Source organism: Nocardia sp. IFM 10818 (genome assembly GCF_054655275.1).
On the sequence record NZ_BAAHJH010000001.1, the window covers coordinates 1,576,393 to 1,595,324 of the forward strand.

The following is an 18,932-nucleotide window of genomic DNA, read 5'->3' on the forward strand; positions in this document are numbered from 1 at the left end:
GTGTCCTGGCCGCCGATGGCCGCGCTGGGCGGATGGCCGGGACAACCGGCCGCGAACGCATCGGCGCGGTGGTTCGGGGCGGCCTTCCGTTCTTTCAGCGCTCCAGCGTGCCCGCGAGGTCCACTCCGGCGGCCCGCATTTTGTCCAGGGCGGTTTTCACGGTGGCGGGGGAGACGGCGGCCGTGAGGCCGAGCAGGACGCGGGTGTCGAAGCCCTCGGAGCGGGCGTCGAGGGCGGTGGCGCGCACGCAGTGATCGGTGGCGATGCCGCAGACGTCGACCGCCTCGATGCTGTGGGCGCGCAGCCAGTCGCCGAGCAGGATGCCCTTGGGGTTCGCGCCCTCGAAGCCCGAATAGGCGGCCGTATAGGCGCCTTTGGAGAAGATTTCTTGGATGGGGGCGGTGTCGAGATTGGGATGGAATTCGGCGCCGGGGGTGTCCACCCGGCAGTGCGGGGGCCAGCTGTCGACGTAGTCGGGGTGGTCGGAGAAGTGCGCGCCCGGGTCGATGTGGAAATCGCGGGTGGCCACCACGGCGGCGTAGTCGGAGACGCCGAGGTAGTCGGTGATGCGCTCGGCCACCGCGGCGCCGCCTTCGACGGCCAGGGATCCGCCTTCGCAGAAATCGTTCTGCACGTCGACGACGATCAAGGCTCGGTTCATGGGGAAGACCTCCCGGTGCCCGGCGGATATGAACTGTGGCGATGGTGCTCGCGTATTGCATTGTGCCGCCCGGTCGCCTACCGGTCCACGCGGCACGGGTGGGAGGCAATCCATGGTCCGGAAATATTGGTTCTTGATCTGCGCCGCGGCGGTGCTGGCCGGCAGCTACGTCCCCGGTGTGCTGGACAGCGGGCGGCAGGGCGTCGTCGACTGGACGGAGTACGTGCTGCTGTACGCGTTCCCCGGCGCGGTGCTCGGCTCCATGATCGTCCTGATGTGGAATCGGCGGACTAGGTCAGGAAAGTCGTCGGAATCGCCGGCTCGCCATCCGAGAGCTTCAGACCCTCCCACGGAATACTGATCAGTCCGCGCCGCACCAGCTCCCGGCTCTCCGCCAGGCTCGGCTGCCCGGCGACCACCTCGCCCGCGCGCACCAGCGGCGTCTGCAGCTCGCGGATCTCGTAGCCATTGGGTTCGGGGCGCGCGCCGGCGGCCGGGTAGACGATCTCCTCGACAATGGTCCCGGTGCGGCGGGCCAGCCGGACCGCCTGCTTGGTGCCGCCGCGAGATTCCTTGTGCGAGCTGCGTTTCGCGACCGGGATGCCGTCCACCTCGACCAGTTTGTAGACCATGCCCGCGGTCGGCGCGCCGGAACCGGTGACCAGGGAGGTGCCGACGCCGTAGACGTCCACCGGCTCGGCGCGCAGGGCGGCGATGGCGTACTCGTCCAGATCGCCCGATACGACGATCTTGGTGCGGGTGGCGCCGAGCGAGTCCAACTGCTCGCGGACCTGGCGGGCCAGCACACCGAGATCGCCGGAATCGATACGCACGCCGCCCAATTCGGTTCCGGCGACCTCGATGGCCGTGGCCACGCCGCGGGTGATGTCGAAGGTGTCGACCAGCAGGGTGGTGCCCACGCCGAGCGCCGCCACCTGACTGCGGAACGCCTCGGCCTCGTGCTGGCCGTCGGCGCCGCTGTGCAGCAGCGTGAAGGCGTGCGCGCTGGTGCCCGCGCTCGGCACGCCGAAACTGCGGGCGGCCTCCAGATTGGAGGTGGCGTCGAAGCCGGCCAGATAGGCGGCGCGGGCGCTGGCCGGGGCGGCGAGCTCGTGGGTGCGGCGGGAACCCATTTCGATCATGTGGCGGCCACCGGAGGCGCTCACCATGCGGGCGGCGGCCGAGGCGATGGCGCTGTCGTGGTTGTAGATCGACAGGATCAGCGTCTCCAGTACGACGCATTCGGCGAAGCTGCCCCGCACGGTGACGATGGGCGAGCCCGGAAAGTAGAGCTCGCCCTCGCGGTAGCCGTCGATATCGCCGGAGAACCGGTAATCGCGCAGCCACTCCAGGGTGCGGGCGTCCAGGAACTTGGCGGCGATCGCGAGTTCCGCCTCGCCGAACCGGAATTCGGTGAGGGCGGCCAGCAGCCGCCCGGTACCGGCGACCACGCCGTAGCGCCGGCCGTGCGGCAATCGCCGGGCGAATACCTCGAAGGTGCAGCGCCGGTGCGCGGACTCGTCGGCGAGTGCCGCGGCGAGCATGGTCAGCTCGTACTGGTCGGTCAGCAGGGCGGTGCTGGTAACCCCGTCAGCGATCTTCACGAATCCCACAATAGGCACAGCCGCCCGGGAGACCGCGTCCTCGCCGCGCAGCCCTCGGTGCGAGGCGGCACGGCCGGCAATCGGCGTGTCGCGTGGACTGTTGTTTCTCTGCGGTGTGGTCGTACCCTGGACGTTATGGGTCTGTGCAAAGAAGACGCTGTCCGGGTCGCCGCCGGTCCGGTCGGTGCGAACGTGACATTGTCGGCGGCACAGGCGACGCCTGAGGCGATCGAGTACACCGAGATTCTGGAAGCCGAGGATCGGCCGTGGGTAACGGTCGTGTGGGACGATCCGGTCAACCTCATGCATTACGTGACCTACATCTTCCAGAAGCTCTTCGGTTACAGCAAAGGCAAGGCAACCGAGTTGATGCTGAAAGTGCACAACGAGGGCAAGGCCGTGGTGTCGTCCGGCTCGCGCGACAAGATGGAACACGACGTACAACGCCTGCACTCGGCCGGTCTGTGGGCGACCATGCAGCGTGACGAGTGATCCGGGCGACTACGGTTACCCCGTGCGGAAGTGGAGCAGGAAGAACTCCCTGAGCGGGTTGAAACTGCGTTCGGAAATGGACGCCCACGAGGCCGATGTGCTCCGGTCCCTGGTGGGCGCGGTCACCGGTCTCTTGACCGATCGGGCGCGCTCGGCCCCCGAAGACGATCTCGCGGCCCTCACCGGGCTACAGATCGGCAACACGGTTCCCCCCGACGACCCACGATTGGCCCGGCTGCTGCCGGACTTCCATCGCCCCGAACCCGGTTCCCCCGACGCCGACCGCGCCGACCTCAACAGCGCGCTGCGCAGCCTGCACGAGCCGGACATCATCGAATCCAAGGTCGCCGCCGGTCTCGTAATTCTGGAAACCCTTCCGCCGCAGGGCGGAAAGATCGTCCTCACCCCCGAACAGGCCGACTGCTGGCTCACCGCCCTCAACGACGTCCGCCTGGCCCTCGGCACCGCCCTCGACATCAACCCCGACACGCCCGACCAACTCGACGACGACGACCCCCGAGCCCCCAGCCTCGAGGTCTACCACTGGCTCACCTGGATCCAGGACTCCCTCCTGCAAGCCCTCGCGCCATAACAACTCTCGTAACTCTCAGGGGCAAGCCCCTGAAACCCCAGCAGGATTTGGCGGAAGCTACGCCCCGCACCTCAGCAGCGGCGGGCGGGAGGTTCGCCCCGCACCTCAGCAGCGGCGGGCGGGAGGTTCGCCCCGCACCTCAGCAGCGGCGGGCGGGAGGTTCGCCCCGCACCTCAGCAGCGGCGGGCGGGAGGTTCGCCCCGCACCTCAGCAGCGGCGAGCGGAGGTTCGCCCCGCACCTCGAGAGCGGCTACCAGGAGTTTCGCCCCGAACCGACCAGGGACAGTAGGCGGAAGCTCGCCACGAGCCACGGGAGCGGCTCGCGTGAGTTCGCCCGAATACTCGAAGTGCTTGTGCGGGCGCCGTCCCGGACAACATCCGGGCAGCATGCGAGCCGCGCCTCGGGGTGGCTGAGAGCTTCGCCGGGACCCCGGAGCGGCTCACGGGAGGTTCGGGGCGAATACGGCAGGGTGGCCTGCGGAGACCAGTCCGGAACATCCGAGGAGGTAATGGCTGTGAACAGTGTTGCGGGACCGCGTAATTCGATCACCGATGTGGCGGGTGTGCTGGTGGGGCACCATCATTCGCTCGATTCGGATGCCACGCTCGGGGCGGGGGCCGCTACCGGTTGCACGGTCGTGCGGGTTCCCGGCGGGGCGACGGCGGCCGTGGACGTGCGGGGTGGCGGGCCCGGAACTCGTGAGACAGACCTGCTGGATCCGGGCAATACCGTGCGGCAGGTCAATGCTGTGCTGCTGACCGGGGGGAGCGCGTACGGGTTGGCCGCGGCGGACGGGGTCATGCGCTGGTTGGAGGAGCACAAGGAAGGGATTCCGATGGATCCGGCGGATCCGTCCCGGGTGGTTCCCATCGTGCCGGGGGCGGTGATCTTCGATCTTCCGGTGGGGGCGTGGGACATTCGGCCGGATGCCGACTTCGGGTTCCTTGCCGCGGAGGATGCGAGTGAGGAATTCGCTCGGGGTTCTGTCGGCGCGGGGACGGGTGCGCGGGCCGGATCCATCAAGGGCGGCATCGGTAGCGCGAGTGTTCGCTTCACCGACGGCCCGGCCGCGGGGATGACGGTCGGCGCGCTCATTGTCGCCAATCCGGTCGGCTCGGTGTTCGATCCGCGCACCGGACTGCCGTGGGGTGCGGGGACCGATGGCGCGGAGCACTTCGACCTGCGGCCGGCCAGCGCGGCACAGTTGACCGCGGCCAATGCCCTGCCGGTGAAGGGCACCGTTCTCAACACCACGATCGGCGTGGTCGCCACCGATGCGGCGCTCGATCCGGCGGCTTGCCGTCGGCTGGCGACCACGGCGCACGATGGGCTGGCGCGGGCCATCCGGCCTGCCCATTCACCGCTCGACGGCGACACCCTGTTCGCCCTGTCGACCGGTGCGGCCGAGTCCGCGCCGGGCTTTCCGCTGCCCTCGGCCTTCCCGGCCGATCTGCTGGTTCTCGATCAGTTGTGCACCGCCGCGGCGGTCTGCGTGGAGCGCGCGATCGTCGATGCCATCCTGACCGCCACCAGCGTTGCCGGGATTCCGTCCTACGCGGAGCTTTTCGGCGGGTAGTCCGGCCCGGCGTCCGCACCGGCCGCCGGGCTGTGTCGCGGGCGGCGGGGGTGTGCGCGGCACGCTGGGAATAGCCGCATATTCTGACCCGTTGACGACAGGGATCCGACTGTTACGGCAGTCGGCGCGTCGGGCGGTGAACGGAAGGAATCGAACAGTGCTGGTGATCCGGGCCGATCTCGTGGAGGCAATGGTCGCGCACGCGCGCGCCGATCACCCCGACGAGGCGTGTGGCGTGATCGCCGGGCCGGAGGGCTCGGATCGGCCGGAGCGGTTCATTCCCATGATCAATGCGGCGCGGTCGCCCACGTTCTACGAGTTCGACTCCGGTGAGCAGCTGCGGCTGTGGCGGGAGATGGACGATCGCGACGAGGAGCCGGTGGTCATCTACCACTCGCATACCGCGACCGAGGCGTACCCGAGCCGCACCGATATCTCGTTCGCATCCGAACCGAACGCGCACTACGTGCTGATCTCCACCCGCGATCCCGAGGACCACGAGCTGCGCAGCTACCGGATCCTCGACGGTGTGGTCACCGAGGAGCCGGTGGAGATCGTCGCCGCGTACCCCGGCGCTGTGCCCAACCCCGAATCCGCCGACGCCTGAACACTTTTCGCCGGAACAAGCAAGGAGTCCCCCATGCCGGTCACCGTGTCCATCCCGACCATCATGCGCCCGATCACCAAGGGTGAGAAGCGCGTGCAGGCCGAAGGCGCCACCCTCGCCGCCCTCATCGAGGATCTGGAGGCCAGCTACCCGGGCCTGAAGGAGCGGCTGCTCAAGGACGGCAAGCTCAACCGCTACGTCAATATCTATGTCGACGACGAGGACGTGCGCTTCGCGGGCGGGCTCGAGGCCGAGGTGCCCGCCGACGGCACCGTGACCATCCTCCCGGCCGTCGCCGGCGGCTCCCGCTAAACCGTGGCGCGCTACGAGTCGCTGATCGCGACACTCGGCGATACCCCGCTGGTCGGGCTGCGCACCCTGTCCCCGAAATGGGACGGGGACGATCATGTGCGGTTGTGGGCCAAGCTCGAGGACCGCAATCCGACCGGGTCGATCAAGGATCGGCCCGCGCTGCGGATGATCGAGCAGGCCGAACGCGACGGACTGCTCACCCCGGGCTGCACCATCCTGGAGCCGACCAGCGGCAATACCGGCATCTCCCTGGCCATGGCCGCCAAGCTCAAGGGCTATCGGCTCATCTGCGTGATGCCGGAGAACACCTCGGTCGAGCGGCGGCAGCTGCTGACCATGTTCGGCGCCGAGATCATCGACTCGCCGGCCGCGGGCGGCTCCAATCAGGCTGTCGCGCTGGCCAAGCAGATCGCCGCCGAGCACCCGGACTGGGTGATGCTCTACCAGTACGGCAATCCGGCCAATGCGCTCGCGCACTACGAGACCACCGGCCCGGAGATCCTGGCCGACCTGCCCGAGATCACGCATTTCGTGGCGGGCCTGGGCACCACCGGCACGCTCATGGGCACCGGCCGGTTCCTGCGCGAGAAGGTGCCGTCGATCGATATCGTCGCCGCCGAACCGCGCTACGGCGAACTCGTCTACGGCCTGCGCAATATCGACGAGGGCTTCATCCCCGAGCTCTACGACGAGTCCGTGCTGACCTCCCGCTTCTCCGTCGGCCCCTACGACGCCGTGCGCCGCACCCGCGAATTGGTGCTCGAGGAAGGCATTTTCGCGGGCATCTCCACCGGCGCCATCCTGCACGCCGCCCTCGGCGTCGCCAAGAAGGCGGTCAAGGCGGGCACCCGCGCCGACATCGCCTTCGTAGTCGCCGACGGCGGCTGGAAATACCTCTCCACCGGCGCCTACGACGGCACCCTCGAGGAAGCCGAAGAAAAACTGGACGGCCAACTCTGGGCCTGATCCCGCCATCTCGATCTGGTCGAACGTTCACCGGGAACTGGTGGCGGCATCGTGCGAGTAGCGCCCGCCACCAGTTCCCGGTCGGCGCGTTTTCAGTTCGGCTCGGCCGGCGGCCGGGGCGCTGGATCGCCGGTACTCTCGGTGGGAGCGGCGCGTTCGGGGCTCGTGGCGGGAGCCCCGAGGGCGAAGCTGTGAGCCCCTGGGGGTTCGGGGGCGAAGCCCCAGAGAGCCCCGAGAGTTGGGCCGAGCTTAGGAGGTGCCGATCATGGGCGGCGGAAGCGGCATGGGGGCGTCGTTCGATCCGGATCGGATCGCGCGGCTGCGCGGGCAATTGGCGAATCCCGGAGCGACGACGCGCGGTACCGGGGCGGTGAAGCTGCTGTGGCAGCGGGCCATTGTGATGATTCTCGGGTTTACCGCCCTGCTCTACGGGGTAGAGGCCGTGGACAGCGCCACCGGGCACGAACTCGACCACACCCTCGGTGTGGAGCCGCGCGAGACCCACGGGCTGGACGGCATCCTGTTCGCCCCTGTGCTGCACGCCAATTGGGATCACCTGATGGGCAACACCGTGCCCGTGCTGGTCCTGGGCCTGCTCACGCTGCTGACCGGGATCGGGCGCGGCCTGACGGCCACCGCCATCGTCTGGGTGGTGGGCGGAATGGGCACCTGGCTCACCGGCGCCACCAACTCCGTGCACGTGGGCGCCTCGGTGCTGGTGTTCGGCTGGCTCACCTATCTGATCTCGCGCGGCTGGTTCGCCCGCAATGCGGCGCAGATCGCGATCGGCGTGGTCGTGGGGTTGCTGTACGGCTCGATCCTGTGGGGAGTACTGCCCGGACAAGAGGGAATCTCTTGGCAGGGACATCTTTTCGGGGCGGTGGGTGGTCTGATTGCCGGATGGGTACTCTCTGGGGATGAACGTCGTCATCGCCGCGGGGCCAACGCCGGCCGCTTCGCGTCGTCGGGGTGACGCTGGACCCGGTCGGCGAATTGGGGGATCCCTCCTTTGAGTGAGACAGCAGCGTGGCAGCATGGGGGAATGCGCCTCACCGTCATCGGGTGCTCGGGCAGCGTGTCCGGCCCGGATTCCCCGGCGTCGGGATACCTGCTCACCGGCCCGGATATGACTCCCACCGTCATCGATTTCGGCCCCGGAGTGCTGGGCGCGCTGCAGCGCTACCTCGATCCGGGCGAGGTGGACGTCTTCCTGACCCACCTGCACGCCGATCACTGCCTCGACCTGCCGGGTCTGCTCGTCTGGCGGCGTTATCACCCCAACCCGCCCACCGGTAAGGCCATCGTGCACGGCCCCTCCGACACCTCGCTGCGCATCGGCAATGCCTCCGCGGAGATCGGCGGCGAGACCGACGACTGGTCCGATGTCATCGATATGCGGCAGTGGGTGGCCGGCGAACAGATCGCCTTCGGCCCCGGCCACACCGTCGAGGCCCGCCGCATGTTCCATCCCCCGGAGTCCTACGGCCTGCGCATCACCACCGCCACCGGCCGCACCCTGGTCTACACCGGCGACACCGCCCTCTGCGACGAGGTCTTCGAACTGGCCCAGGGCGCAGACGTTCTGCTCTCCGAAGCCTCCTGGACCCACGACCCGGCCAACCGCCCGCCGGGCATCCACCTCTCCGGCCACGAAGCGGGCCTGGTCGCCGCCCGCGCCGGCGTAGGCGAACTCCTCCTCACCCACATCCCGCCCTGGACCTCCCGCGAAGACGTCATCGCCGAAGCCAAGGCCGTCTACTCCGGCCCGGTCCACGCCGTCTCCCCGGGCGAAGTCTTCGAGATCTGAGCAACCCCACACGCCAAACGCCGCACCCGCCCGACTGACCGGGGCGCGGACACCGGCCCGACTGACCGGGGCGCGGACACCGGCCCGACTGACCGGGGCGCGGACACTAGCCGGACTGACCGGGGCGCGGACACCGGCCCGACTGACCGGGGCGCGAACACCGGCCCGGCTGACCAGGCCGCGGACACTAGCCGGACTGAACAGAGTGCGGGCATCGGCCGGACTGATCGGAGTGCAGGGCACCGGCCCTCTCCTCCCTCACCTCCCGTGTGCGCGGCCCGCCAGGGCCGCGCACACCGTCCGTCTTGTCGCCGTTAGGCTGAGGCTCGTGTCTAAACGAGCCGATGGCAGGGCGGATGACGAACTCCGCGAGGTACGGATCACCCGGGGATTCACCACGCATCCGGCGGGTTCGGTGCTGGTGGAGTTCGGTTCGACGCGGGTGATGTGCACCGCCAGCGTCACCGAGGGCGTGCCGCCGTGGCGGCGCGAATCCGGATTGGGCTGGCTGACAGCGGAGTACGCCATGCTGCCCGCCGCCACCCACACCCGTTCCGGGCGAGAGTCGGTGAAGGGCAAGGTCGGTGGCCGCACCCAGGAGATCTCGCGCCTGATCGGCCGCTCGCTGCGCGCCTGCATCGATCTGTCCACCATCGGCGAGAACACCATCGCCATCGACTGCGATGTGCTGCAGGCCGACGGCGGCACCCGCACCGCCGCCATCACCGGCGCGTACGTGGCGCTCTCGGATGCGGTCACCTATCTGGCGGCCGCCGGTCAGCTCACCGACCCGCAGCCGATCTCCTGCGCCATCGCGGCCGTGAGCGTCGGCGTGGTGGACGGCCGGGTGCGCCTGGACCTGCCGTACGAGGAGGATTCGCGCGCCGAGGTCGATATGAACGTGGTCGCCACCGACACCGGCACCCTGGTCGAGATCCAGGGCACCGGCGAGGGCGCCACCTTCCCGCGTTCCACCCTGGACAAACTGCTCGACTCCGCGCTCGCGGGCTGTGAGCGGCTGTTCGTGGTGCAGAAGGAAGCCCTCGCCCTGCCGTATCCGGGCACCCTCCCGGAGCCGGCCGAGACCGCGAAGAAGAAGTCCTGATGGCCCGCAAAGTCCTGGTCGCCAGCCGGAATGCCAAGAAGCTCAACGAACTTCGCCGAATCCTCGACGAGGCGGGCATCGCCGGCATCGAAATCGTCGGCCTGAACGACGTCGCACCCTACGATGAGGCCCCCGAAACCGGGGCCACCTTCGAGGAGAACGCCGTCGCCAAGGCCCGCGACGGCTACGCCGCCACCGGATTGCCCTGCATCGCAGACGATTCCGGTATCGCGGTCGACGCCCTCAACGGCATGCCCGGCGTCCTGTCGGCTCGCTGGTCGGGCGCCCACGGCAACGACGAGGCCAACAACGCCCTGCTGCTGGCCCAGCTCGGCGACGTCCCCGACGACCGCCGCGGCGCCCGCTTCGTCTCCGCCTGCGCCCTGGTCGCCGACGGCACCGAGGTGATCGTCCGCGGTGAATGGCCCGGCGCCATCGCCCGGAAACCGGTGGGCGACGGCGGTTTCGGCTACGACCCCCTCTTCGTCCCCGAAGGCGGCACCGCCTCCGCCGCCCAGCTCACCCCCGCCGAGAAGGACGCCGCCTCCCACCGCGGCCGCGCCCTCCGTCAACTCCTCCCAGCACTGAAAGCCCTAGCGGCAGACTGAATTCCGCTGCGAGTACAGACCAAAGCGTGCCCCCTTTCCTGGCGGTAAGGGGGCACGTTGGGTGAGTGGGGTGAAATGCACGCCCCCGGTTGAGGGGTGCGTACATGTGTCGGTGCCGTGGGGGGAGGGTCAGTGGTCGCCGAGGATGGCGCGGGTGAGGCGGTCTACCCCGGGGTGGGGGTCGAAATGTGGTGCGGGGCTGGTTAGTTCGTGCCAGATGACGCCGTCGAAGTAGTCGGCCAAGGGTTTGGCGGCGTCGGTGGTGGGGGCGATTTCGCGGAGCATGGCGGCGAACCAGTCGAGGATGCGCTGGTGGCCGCGGTGCATGGCGGCTTGGAGGGCGGGGGTGGTTTGGGCTTCCAGGATGAGGGCGTAGCGGGCCAGGGTTCGGGTGCGGTCGGTGGTGACGGTGTGGGTGATGAGCTGGGTCAGGCCGTCGACCAATTGCGGGATGGTGGTGGGGGCGGGCATGCGGCTCACGGCGTTCCAGTCGGCGTAGTCGCGTTCTTCGAGGCGTTCGGCAATGCCGGTGAGCAGGGATTCGCGGGTGCGGAAGTAGTTGGAGCACGATCCCGGGGGCATGTCGGCGATGGTGTCGACCGCGCGGTGGGTGAGGGCGCGCAGGCCGCGCGATCCGAGGAGTTCGATCGCACCGTCGAGGAGTTGCTCGCGCTTCGTGGACACGAGCGAATACTACAGCAGTAGTGAATTGCACTACATCAGTAGTGTGCTCACTACATCCGTAGTAGCGTTTTCGGTATTCGACCGGCACATCGGAGCCGGCTCAGATCCACGGGGAGTGCGAGATGTCCAAGGCGCTGATCGTCGGCGGCGGTATCGGAGGATTGGCCACGGCCGTGGCGTTCACCCGGCGAGGCTGGGAGGTGGAGGTCCTGGAAAGGGCCGAGCGGATCACCGAGGTGGGGGCCGGATTGTCCTTGTGGTCCAACGCGCTTCGGGCGCTGGACGCGCTGGGGCTGGGGGAGCGGGTGCGGGCGCGCGCCATCGAGGACGGTTCGGCGGGCATCCGGGACAGCAAGGGGCGCTGGCTTTCTCGCACCGATACCGAGACTCTGCGGGCGCGCTACGGCAGCCCGATCGTCGTGCATCGCGCCGATCTGCTGGAGATCCTGCGCGATGCCGTACCGGAATCCGCACTGCGCACCGGCGTTTCGGTCAGCGTGGCGCGCGCCGACGGGACCGTCGCGCACTCCGCGGGCGTCTCGACCGGCGACGTGATCGTCGGTGCGGACGGAATCCGCAGCGTGGTGCGCCGCGCGGTCTGCGGTGAGGTCACGCCCCGCTACAGCGGGTACACCGCCTGGCGGTTGGTGGTCACCCCGGCCGAGCCGATGGGCGACCTGGGCGAAACCTGGGGCAGCGGCGAACGTTTCGGCTACGCCGCCCTCGCCGACGGCCGCGTCTACTGCTTCGCCGCCGTCACCGCGCCCGCCGATCGCCCGAGCGGCGGTCTGGCCGAACTCCGCGACCGTTTCGGCGACTGGCACCAGCCGATCCCGCGCCTGCTCGCCGCCGCCGACGAACCCGCCGTCCTGCACAACGACATCTACCACCTCCCGCCGCTGCCGACCTACGTCGCGGGCCGCATCGCCCTGGTCGGCGACGCCGCCCACGCCATGACCCCCAATCTGGGCCAGGGCGCCTGCCAGGCCCTCGAAGACGCGGTGGTCCTCGCCGAGGTCGCCACCCGCGACCCGGACCTGACCCGCTACGACGCCGAGCGCCGCCCGCGCACCCAGATGATCGCAACCCGCTCGGAGCGAATCGGAAACGTCGCCCAACTGTCCTGGGCCCCAGCAGTCGCCCTCCGCAACGCGGTAATGCGCCTGCTACCCCCGTCCATCCAGATCAAAGCCCTTGCCCCAGTACTCGACTGGAGAGCCTGACCCCTCCCGGCACAGGCAACGCCGTCGCCGATCGCCCGGGACTGCCCAAGCCCGTGCACGGCCCCTGCGCCCATCCACAACACATTCCGCCCCGCCGATCCCGCGGACCTTCCGCCCGAGCCGCACCGCGCCCTGTCGATGCCGCGGCCGTCCCGGCTCTGAGCGCACCTCGCCTTGTCGATCCCGCGGCCGTCCCGGCTCTGAGTGCATCGTGCCTTGTCGATCCCGCGGCCGTTCCGGCTCTGAGTGCATCGTGCTTTGTTGATTCCGTGGGCGTCCCGCTTCTGAGTGCATCGTGCTTTGTTGATTCCGTGGGCGTCCCGCTTCTGAGTGCATCGTGCTTTGTTGATTCCGTGGGCGTCCCGCTTCTGAGTGCATCGCGCTTTGTTGATTCCGTGGGCGTCCCGGCTCTGAGCGCACCCGTGCCCCCGCCGATCTTGCGGGCCTTCCACCTCCCGAACGCACCGCGCCCCCGCCGATACTGCGGCGGGGCGCGTTCTGCTCTTGGTTCTACAGCCCGAAGGCAGTCTTGACTTCCTGCGTCCGCCGGTGCTCGAAGACGAAGGACAGGAAGGGGATGGTGCCGGCGAGGCAGGTGAGGGCCGTGGTCACCGGCTTCCAGCGGGCCTTGATGCCGAGGTCGATGGTGAAGACCAGGTAGAGCATGTAGAAGAGGCCGTGGATCTGGCCGATGTAGAACAGCCAGCCGGGTGCGGTGCTGCTGTCCTCGAGCAGCCCGTACTTGTAGATCATTTCGCCGGTGAGGACGAGCAACCACAGACCGGTGATCCAGGCGAGAATGCGGTAGCGCAGCAGGGCGCCGCGAATCTTCTCGGTCGGCGCGGCGCCGATCGGGCGGCCGGGCGCGAGGGTGTCGACGGCGGGGGATTCGGCGTTGTCGCGGGTGCTCACCCTGCGTTCCTCTCGTGGTTGTGCAGGCCCGCGTCGCGGATCCGCTGATCCATATCGTGGGCGTGCAGATCGGCCAGGTAGCGGTTGTATTCGGCGAGTTCGGGATCCTCGTCCCGGACGGCGGTGGGGCGCTCGGGCAGGATTCCGGCCGGAATCTCGCGCGGCGCGGCGGTTTTCGCGCGCTTCAGGCGCGCGAACCGGTGGCCCGCGGACTGCGGCTCGCCAGCTGGCTGGGATTCTCCGGCGGGCCTGGGCGTCGCCGGCTCGGCGGCGTCGCGCTCCAAGCGCACGAACCGGAGATAGGCCCACACCACGAAGCCGGCGAACAGCGGCCACTGCAGGGCGTAACCCAGATTCTGGGCCGTCCCGTTACCGGATTCGAAGCGCGTCCACTGCCAATATCCCAGGGCCAGGCAGGCTGCCGAGGCCACGACCACGAAGACGATCAGGGCCGGGCGGCGGTGAGGAGCGGACACGCCCTCAACGGTACCTGCCTACTACGGAGTCCGTAGTAGGCAGGTGTACACCGGGTGACCTGGATCGCGGTCAGAATTTGTAGCTGACGCCGGTGAGCCGCTCGGACTCCTCCCACAGCCGCCGCCACAGTTCCCGGTTCTGCGACAACTTGGTCGACGGCGACGGCTCCACCGGGCCCTGGCTGCCCATGAAACGGGTCGGTCCCCAGTAGATGGTCGGGTCGGCATTCGGATCGGTGGCCGCGAACAGCGAGGAGTAGGCGGCGTGGAAGGGTGACTGGCCGACCAGCCGGATGAAGGGCTTGGAGATCTTGTCCAGCGGAGTCTCGGTGCGCGCGAACAGATCGGTGGCCGAGACGCCCGGATGCACGCCGTAGGAGCGCTTGGCCGATCCGGCCTCGCTCAGCCGCCGCTGCAGTTCCCGCGCGAACATGAGGTTCGACAGCTTGGACTGCGCGTAGGCGAGATTGCGCTGGTAGCGGCGGTTCTCGTAGTTGAGGTCGTCGATCCACAGCTTGGGCGTCTGCCGGTGCGCGATGGAGGCGAGGGTGACCACGCGGTCGCGGATCCGGTCCAGCAGCAGACCGGTGAGCGCGAAATGCCCGAGATGGTTGACGCCCCACTGGGTTTCGAAGCCGTCCTTGGTGCGCGAGAACGGGACGTTCATGAGGCCGGCGTTATTGATGAGCACGTCGAACTCGCCCTGGTTCTCGGCGAACCCCCGCACCGAGGCGAGGCTGGCCAGGTCCAGGGCCGCCACCCGCACGTCGCCGTCGATCCGATCGGCCACTTCCTGCGCCTTGGCGGTATTGCGGCAGGCCATGACGATCGTGGCGCCCTTGCCCGCGAGCACCTTGGTGGTCTGCTCGCCGATTCCGCCGTTGGCTCCGGTGATCACGAAGGTGCGTCCGGACTGATCCGAGATTTCGCTTGGCTTCCATGCCATGGCTGTTGACCTCACAGGTTCGGCGTTCGTTGTGCTCCGACAGCACGCGTCCCTCGACCTTACTCCAGAGTAAGTTTCGGCGGAAGATGTCTGAGTCAGCTACAACAAGCACCCCCGCCGCGACTGTACGTCGCGGCGGGGGTGGATTGGAGGAGGTGAGGGGCGTTGCTGCCTGAGGGGCCCGCCCACGCAGGGGGCTCCCGGCCGCGCAGGGGGCTCCCGCCCACGCGGGGGGCTCCCGGCCGCGCAGGGGGCTCCCGCCCACGCGGGGGGCTCCCGGCCGCGCGGGGGGCTCCCGCCCACGCGGGGGGCTCCTGGTCGTGCGGGGGGCTCCCGCCCACGCGGGGGCTCCTGGTCGTGCGGGGGGCTCCCGGTCGCGCGGGGGAAGGGGCCCGCCCGCGCGAGGGTGGTCGCTCGACGGTGGGGCTCCGCCCGTCCGAGGTTGGGGGTTCGGGGGCGAAGCCCCTGAGAGTCCCGAGAGTTGGTTCAGCCCAGCAGGCCCTCCAGGGCTTGGGCGCGGGTGGGTTGGCGGAGTTTCTGCATGGCCTTGGCTTCGAGTTGGCGGATGCGTTCGCGGGAGACGCCGAAGAGGCGGCCGACTTCCTCGAGGGTGCGGGGGTCGGCGCCGTCCAAGCCGTAGCGGAGGGTGATGACCTGGCCTTCGCGTTCGGGGAGGCCGGACAGGACCTTCAGTAGCTGGCCGTGGACGGCGGCGTCGGTGACCGTGACGGCCGGTTCGGGCGCGCGGTCGGCGAGGAGTTCGCCGAGTTCGGTGGTGTCCTCGTCGCCGACCGGGGTGTGCAGCGAGATCGGTTCGCGGCCGTGGCTCAGGACCTGGCGGACCTGCTCGACGGGCAGGTCGAGTTCGGCGGCCAGCTCCTCCATGGTGGCGTCACGGCCGAGTTGCTGGGACAGTGTGCGCTTGGTGCGGATGGCGCGGTTGAGCACCTCGACCACATGTCCCGGGATCCGGATGGTGCGGCTCTGGTCGGCCAGGGCGCGGCCGATGGACTGCTTGATCCACCAGGTGGCGTAGGTGGAGAACTTCAGCCCGCGGCGGTGCTCGAACTTCTCGACCGCGCGGACCAGGCCGAAGGTGCCCTCCTGGGTGAGATCCAGCAGCGTCATGCCGGTCGGGATCGGGTAGTGCTTGGCGATCGACACCACCAGCCGCAGATTGGCGCGCACCATATGGTCCTTGGCCTGCCGCCCATCCTGGATGGCGCGGTGCAGTTCGCGGCGCTCGGCGGCGCTGAGTTCGATTGCGGCGGCGGCCTTCTCGTCCAGCCGCTGCTGCGCGAGGACGCCGGCCTCGATGCGCTCGGCGAGTTCGTACTCCTGTTCGCCGGTGAGGAGCGCCGTGCGGCCGATCTGCCGCAGGTAGTCCTTCACCGAATCTTCGCTGACCGTATTGACGGTAACGCTCATGCGGGGAGTTCCTCCTTCGATCTCGCCGTTTCCGGCGACGAAGACAAACTTAGATCAGACCTAAAAATATGTCAACCATGAATTTATGATGATTTTAGGTATGCTGTTCGGCATGAACGCACAGACCGCCGCGCCGGCGCTGGGTCTCCGGGAGCGGAAGAAGCAGCAGACCAGGCAGCACATCTCCGATACCGCGACCCGGATGTTCCTCGAGCGCGGGTTCGACGGGGTGACGATCGCCGAGATCGCGGCGGCCGCCGATGTCGCCAAGATGACGGTCACCAACTACTTCCCGCGCAAGGAAGACCTGGTGCTGGACCTGGGCGAGCAGATGATCGGCCGGATGACCCGGGCGGTCGAGGCGCGCGAGCCGGGCGAGTCGGCCCTGGCCGCCCTGCGCCGCGACTATCTCGCCGACGTGGCCGCCCAGCGGCAGATCATCGGATTCTCCGGGCTCGAGTTCGCCCGCCTCATCGCCGGCAGTCCCGCCTTGGTCGCGCGCGTGCGCGAGTTCTACGACGAGAGCGAGCGGTTGCTGGCCGCGCACCTGGCCGCCGAGACCGCGGCCGCCGAGTCGGATTTCACGCCCCGCATCGCCGCCGTCATGCTCGGTGGCGTGCAGCGCGCCCTGTTCGAGGAGACGCAGCGGCGGACCCTCGCCGGCGAGTCCAATGACGATATCGCCGCCGTGCTGACCGGGTATGTCACCGACGCGTTCGACCTGCTCGAGCCCTCGCTCGGCGACTACGCGGTGCGCGCGGGCTGAGCCCCGCCCCCGCCCCGCTGGTTTGCCGTGTCGTTGCCAGCTGCCGAGTAGGCGGCCCAACATACTGGGCCGATGACCGGTGCCAGTGCAGCAGTCGCTCCGTCGGCGTCCCCGCAGTTGAGCCGGACCGGAACCAATCTCGTCTTCGCCACCGTGGTCGTCGGCATGCTCATGTCGGCGCTGGATCAGACCATCGTCTCCACGGCGCTGCCGACCATCGTCGCCGACCTGGGCGGGGCCGGGCATATGGCCTGGGTGGTGACGGCCTACCTGGTCACCTCGGCGATCGCGACCGCACTGGCCGGCAAGTTCGGCGACCTGTTCGGCTACAAGCTGGTCTTCATCCTCAGCGGCGTGATCTTCATCATCGGCTCCATGATCGCCGGAATGTCGCAGGGCATGACGCTGCTGATCGTGGCGCGCGCCATTCAGGGCGTGGGGGGCGGCGGGCTGATGGTCACCGCAATGGCCTTGATCGCCAATGTGATTCCGCTGCGCGAGCGCGGCAAGTATCAGGGCGCGCTCGGCGCGGTCTTCGGCGTCACCACCGTGCTGGGCCCGACGCTGGGCGGTCTGTTCACCGATCACCTGAGCTGGCGCTGGTGCTTCTACGTGAACGTCCCCGTCGCGGCGCTCATGATCGTGATGGCGTTGCGCTTCATTCCGTCCACGCGCGCGGAGACCAAGCCCATCGTCGACTATCTGGGCATCGCGGTCGTCGCGGCCGCGGTCACCACCCTGATCCTGGGCCTGGAGTGGGGCGGTCAGGAGTACGCGTGGGACTCACCGATGATCATCGGGCTGTTCGCCGCCTCGGCGGTGCTGTTCGCGCTGTTCGTGCTGGTGGAACTGCGGGCGAAGGAACCGATGCTGCCCATGCAGCTGTTCCGCGGCAATGTCTTCACCGTCTGCTCGATCCTCAGCTTCATCGTCGGCTTCGCCATGCTCGGCGCGATGACCTTCCTGCCGGCCTTCCTGCAATATGTGATGGGCGTGTCGGCGACGGCCTCGGGTCTGCGCACCCTGCCCCTGGTGATCGGCCTGTTCACCACCTCGATTCTGTCGGGCACGGTGGTCGGCCGGACCGGGCACTACAAGATCTTCCCGATTGTCGGCACGGCGGTCATGGCGGTCGGCCTGTACCTGATGTCGACCATGGACCAGCACACCGGTTTCTGGCTCCAGTCGCTGTACATGCTGATCCTCGGCCTGGGCATCGGCCTGACCATGCAGGTGCTGACCATCGTGGTGCAGAACACGGTGCCCTACAACGATCTCGGCACCGCCACCTCGGGCGTGACCTTCTTCCGCACCATCGGCAGTGCTTTCGGCACAACGATTTTCGGCACCCTCTACACCAACCAGCTGACGCCGAATATGACCCGGGCGCTGGCGGAGGCCAGGGTGGTGCCGCCGGAGGTCGCGCAGAATCCGGAGCGGCTGGCCGAGCTGCCGGATGCCGAAAAGGCGCCCATCCTCACGGCTTACGCCGATTCCATCGACTACGTGTTCCGCTGGGTGGTGCCGGTGGCCCTGCTCGGCTTCCTGATCGCCTGGCTGCTGAAGCAGGTGCCGCTGCGCGATACCGCGCGCGCCGGAGCCGGCGATCTCGGTGAGGGTTTCGCCATGCCGGACTCGAATGATCGTGCCGTGCACCTGGAACGGGCCGTGGCGCACGAGTTGCGCAAGCTGCGTGACAATGCGGTGCCCGAATCGGGAATCCTCGCCGCGGCGGGCAGTGCGCTGGATCGCGACGAGGCCTGGGCCCTCGTTCAGGTGCGCACCTATGCGAAATTGCTGGACACCGTGACGATCTCGGAGATCGCCCGCACCCATTGGGTGCCCCCGGAACTGGTCGGGCCGGTCTTCGCGAAGGCGGAGCGAGACGGCCTGGTACGCACCGACGGCGATGCGGTGACGCTCACCGAGCGCGGCGTAGAGGAGGTGGACCGGGTGCGCGCCGCCTGGCGGCACTGGCTCGACAAGCGGCTCGGTGATTGGGATCTCACCGATCCGGCCGACCGCGCGCTGCTCGATCGGGCGGTGGACAATATCGCCCTCAAACTCCTCGACGAGGCCGACCGCCCGGCGGCGCTCGCCGGGCGCGACTGACGGCCGCGCCCGCTCCGCTCGACGGAACGGGCACGGCCGCACGGGTTTCGGCTC

The 18,932-nt window shown here is 68.9% G+C and carries 20 protein-coding genes; 13 read left to right on the top strand and 7 right to left on the bottom strand.

Annotated elements, in window-relative coordinates; translation table 11 throughout:
* Positions 1-94 precede the first annotated feature (94 nt).
* Positions 95-661, bottom strand: coding sequence for a nicotinamidase (locus ACYQ5L_RS06950; RefSeq protein ID WP_459956373.1), 567 nt, complete (start codon positions 659-661; stop codon positions 95-97).
* A 290-nt stretch (positions 662-951) separates the two neighbouring features.
* Positions 952-2,265 carry a nicotinate phosphoribosyltransferase gene (locus ACYQ5L_RS06955; protein ID WP_459956375.1) on the bottom strand — a complete coding sequence of 438 codons (1,314 nt, stop codon included), beginning with the start codon at positions 2,263-2,265 and terminating at the stop codon, positions 952-954.
* A gap of 135 nt (positions 2,266-2,400) precedes the next feature.
* Between ACYQ5L_RS06955 and clpS the strand changes: the two genes are divergently transcribed.
* From clpS to rdgB, 10 genes are all read left to right on the top strand, one after another.
* On the top strand, positions 2,401-2,757 hold the full coding sequence (clpS, locus tag ACYQ5L_RS06960; RefSeq protein ID WP_379202046.1) for an ATP-dependent Clp protease adapter ClpS: 357 nt from the start codon (positions 2,401-2,403) through the stop codon (positions 2,755-2,757).
* 22 nt (positions 2,758-2,779) lie between these two features.
* The gene (gene aosR / locus ACYQ5L_RS06965) at positions 2,780-3,349 is read left to right on the top strand and encodes an oxidative stress transcriptional regulator AosR (RefSeq protein WP_459956377.1); all 570 of its coding nucleotides are present in this window, start codon (positions 2,780-2,782) and stop codon (positions 3,347-3,349) included.
* A 509-nt stretch (positions 3,350-3,858) separates the two neighbouring features.
* Positions 3,859-4,926 carry a P1 family peptidase gene (locus tag ACYQ5L_RS06970; RefSeq protein WP_459956379.1) on the top strand — a complete coding sequence of 356 codons (1,068 nt, stop codon included), beginning with the start codon at positions 3,859-3,861 and terminating at the stop codon, positions 4,924-4,926.
* A 157-nt stretch (positions 4,927-5,083) separates the two neighbouring features.
* Positions 5,084-5,533 (top strand): M67 family metallopeptidase, encoded by a 450-nt coding sequence (locus ACYQ5L_RS06975; protein ID WP_459956381.1) that lies wholly within the window; start codon positions 5,084-5,086, stop codon positions 5,531-5,533.
* Positions 5,534-5,566: 33 nt separating this feature from the next.
* Complete coding sequence (locus ACYQ5L_RS06980) at positions 5,567-5,845, top strand: MoaD/ThiS family protein (protein ID WP_459956383.1); 279 nt, start codon at positions 5,567-5,569, stop codon at positions 5,843-5,845.
* A gap of 3 nt (positions 5,846-5,848) precedes the next feature.
* Positions 5,849-6,811: a PLP-dependent cysteine synthase family protein gene (locus ACYQ5L_RS06985; RefSeq protein ID WP_379202055.1), complete on the top strand. Its 963-nt coding sequence runs from the start codon at positions 5,849-5,851 to the stop codon at positions 6,809-6,811.
* A 265-nt stretch (positions 6,812-7,076) separates the two neighbouring features.
* Positions 7,077-7,784, top strand: a complete 708-nt coding sequence (locus ACYQ5L_RS06990) for a rhomboid family intramembrane serine protease (protein WP_459956384.1) — start codon at positions 7,077-7,079, stop codon at positions 7,782-7,784.
* A 69-nt stretch (positions 7,785-7,853) separates the two neighbouring features.
* Complete coding sequence (locus ACYQ5L_RS06995; RefSeq protein ID WP_459956386.1) at positions 7,854-8,618, top strand: cyclic nucleotide-degrading phosphodiesterase; 765 nt, start codon at positions 7,854-7,856, stop codon at positions 8,616-8,618.
* A gap of 328 nt (positions 8,619-8,946) precedes the next feature.
* Entirely contained in the window at positions 8,947-9,723 is a 777-nt protein-coding gene (gene rph / locus ACYQ5L_RS07000) for a ribonuclease PH (protein ID WP_459956388.1), read from the top strand.
* Positions 9,723-10,331 carry an RdgB/HAM1 family non-canonical purine NTP pyrophosphatase gene (gene rdgB / locus ACYQ5L_RS07005; RefSeq protein WP_459956390.1) on the top strand — a complete coding sequence of 203 codons (609 nt, stop codon included), beginning with the start codon at positions 9,723-9,725 and terminating at the stop codon, positions 10,329-10,331. The genes rph and rdgB overlap by 1 nt, the downstream gene beginning before the upstream one ends.
* A 129-nt stretch (positions 10,332-10,460) precedes the next feature.
* Here rdgB and ACYQ5L_RS07010 read toward each other — a convergent pair whose 3' ends face one another.
* Positions 10,461-11,015, bottom strand: coding sequence for a TetR/AcrR family transcriptional regulator (locus tag ACYQ5L_RS07010; protein ID WP_459956392.1), 555 nt, complete (start codon positions 11,013-11,015; stop codon positions 10,461-10,463).
* A 122-nt stretch (positions 11,016-11,137) separates the two neighbouring features.
* Here ACYQ5L_RS07010 and ACYQ5L_RS07015 point away from each other — a divergent pair, with 122 nt between their 5' ends.
* Positions 11,138-12,238, top strand: a complete 1,101-nt coding sequence (locus tag ACYQ5L_RS07015) for an FAD-dependent monooxygenase (RefSeq protein WP_459956393.1) — start codon at positions 11,138-11,140, stop codon at positions 12,236-12,238.
* Between the two features lie 510 nt (positions 12,239-12,748).
* Here the strand turns inward: ACYQ5L_RS07015 and ACYQ5L_RS07020 are convergent.
* The 4 genes from ACYQ5L_RS07020 to ACYQ5L_RS07035 form a co-directional block, all read right to left on the bottom strand.
* Positions 12,749-13,090: a DUF3817 domain-containing protein gene (locus ACYQ5L_RS07020; protein WP_459963345.1), complete on the bottom strand. Its 342-nt coding sequence runs from the start codon at positions 13,088-13,090 to the stop codon at positions 12,749-12,751.
* A gap of 56 nt (positions 13,091-13,146) precedes the next feature.
* Positions 13,147-13,626, bottom strand: a complete 480-nt coding sequence (locus ACYQ5L_RS07025; RefSeq protein WP_459956395.1) for a transcriptional regulator — start codon at positions 13,624-13,626, stop codon at positions 13,147-13,149.
* 70 nt (positions 13,627-13,696) lie between these two features.
* Positions 13,697-14,572: an oxidoreductase gene (locus ACYQ5L_RS07030; protein ID WP_459956397.1), complete on the bottom strand. Its 876-nt coding sequence runs from the start codon at positions 14,570-14,572 to the stop codon at positions 13,697-13,699.
* 486 nt (positions 14,573-15,058) lie between these two features.
* Positions 15,059-16,000, bottom strand: a complete 942-nt coding sequence (locus ACYQ5L_RS07035) for a sigma-70 family RNA polymerase sigma factor (RefSeq protein WP_459956399.1) — start codon at positions 15,998-16,000, stop codon at positions 15,059-15,061.
* A gap of 112 nt (positions 16,001-16,112) precedes the next feature.
* Between ACYQ5L_RS07035 and ACYQ5L_RS07040 the strand changes: the two genes are divergently transcribed.
* Positions 16,113-16,766, top strand: a complete 654-nt coding sequence (locus tag ACYQ5L_RS07040) for a TetR/AcrR family transcriptional regulator (RefSeq protein WP_459956401.1) — start codon at positions 16,113-16,115, stop codon at positions 16,764-16,766.
* A 72-nt stretch (positions 16,767-16,838) separates the two neighbouring features.
* Positions 16,839-18,878 (top strand): MDR family MFS transporter, encoded by a 2,040-nt coding sequence (locus ACYQ5L_RS07045; protein ID WP_459956403.1) that lies wholly within the window; start codon positions 16,839-16,841, stop codon positions 18,876-18,878.
* Positions 18,879-18,932: the final 54 nt, after the last annotated feature.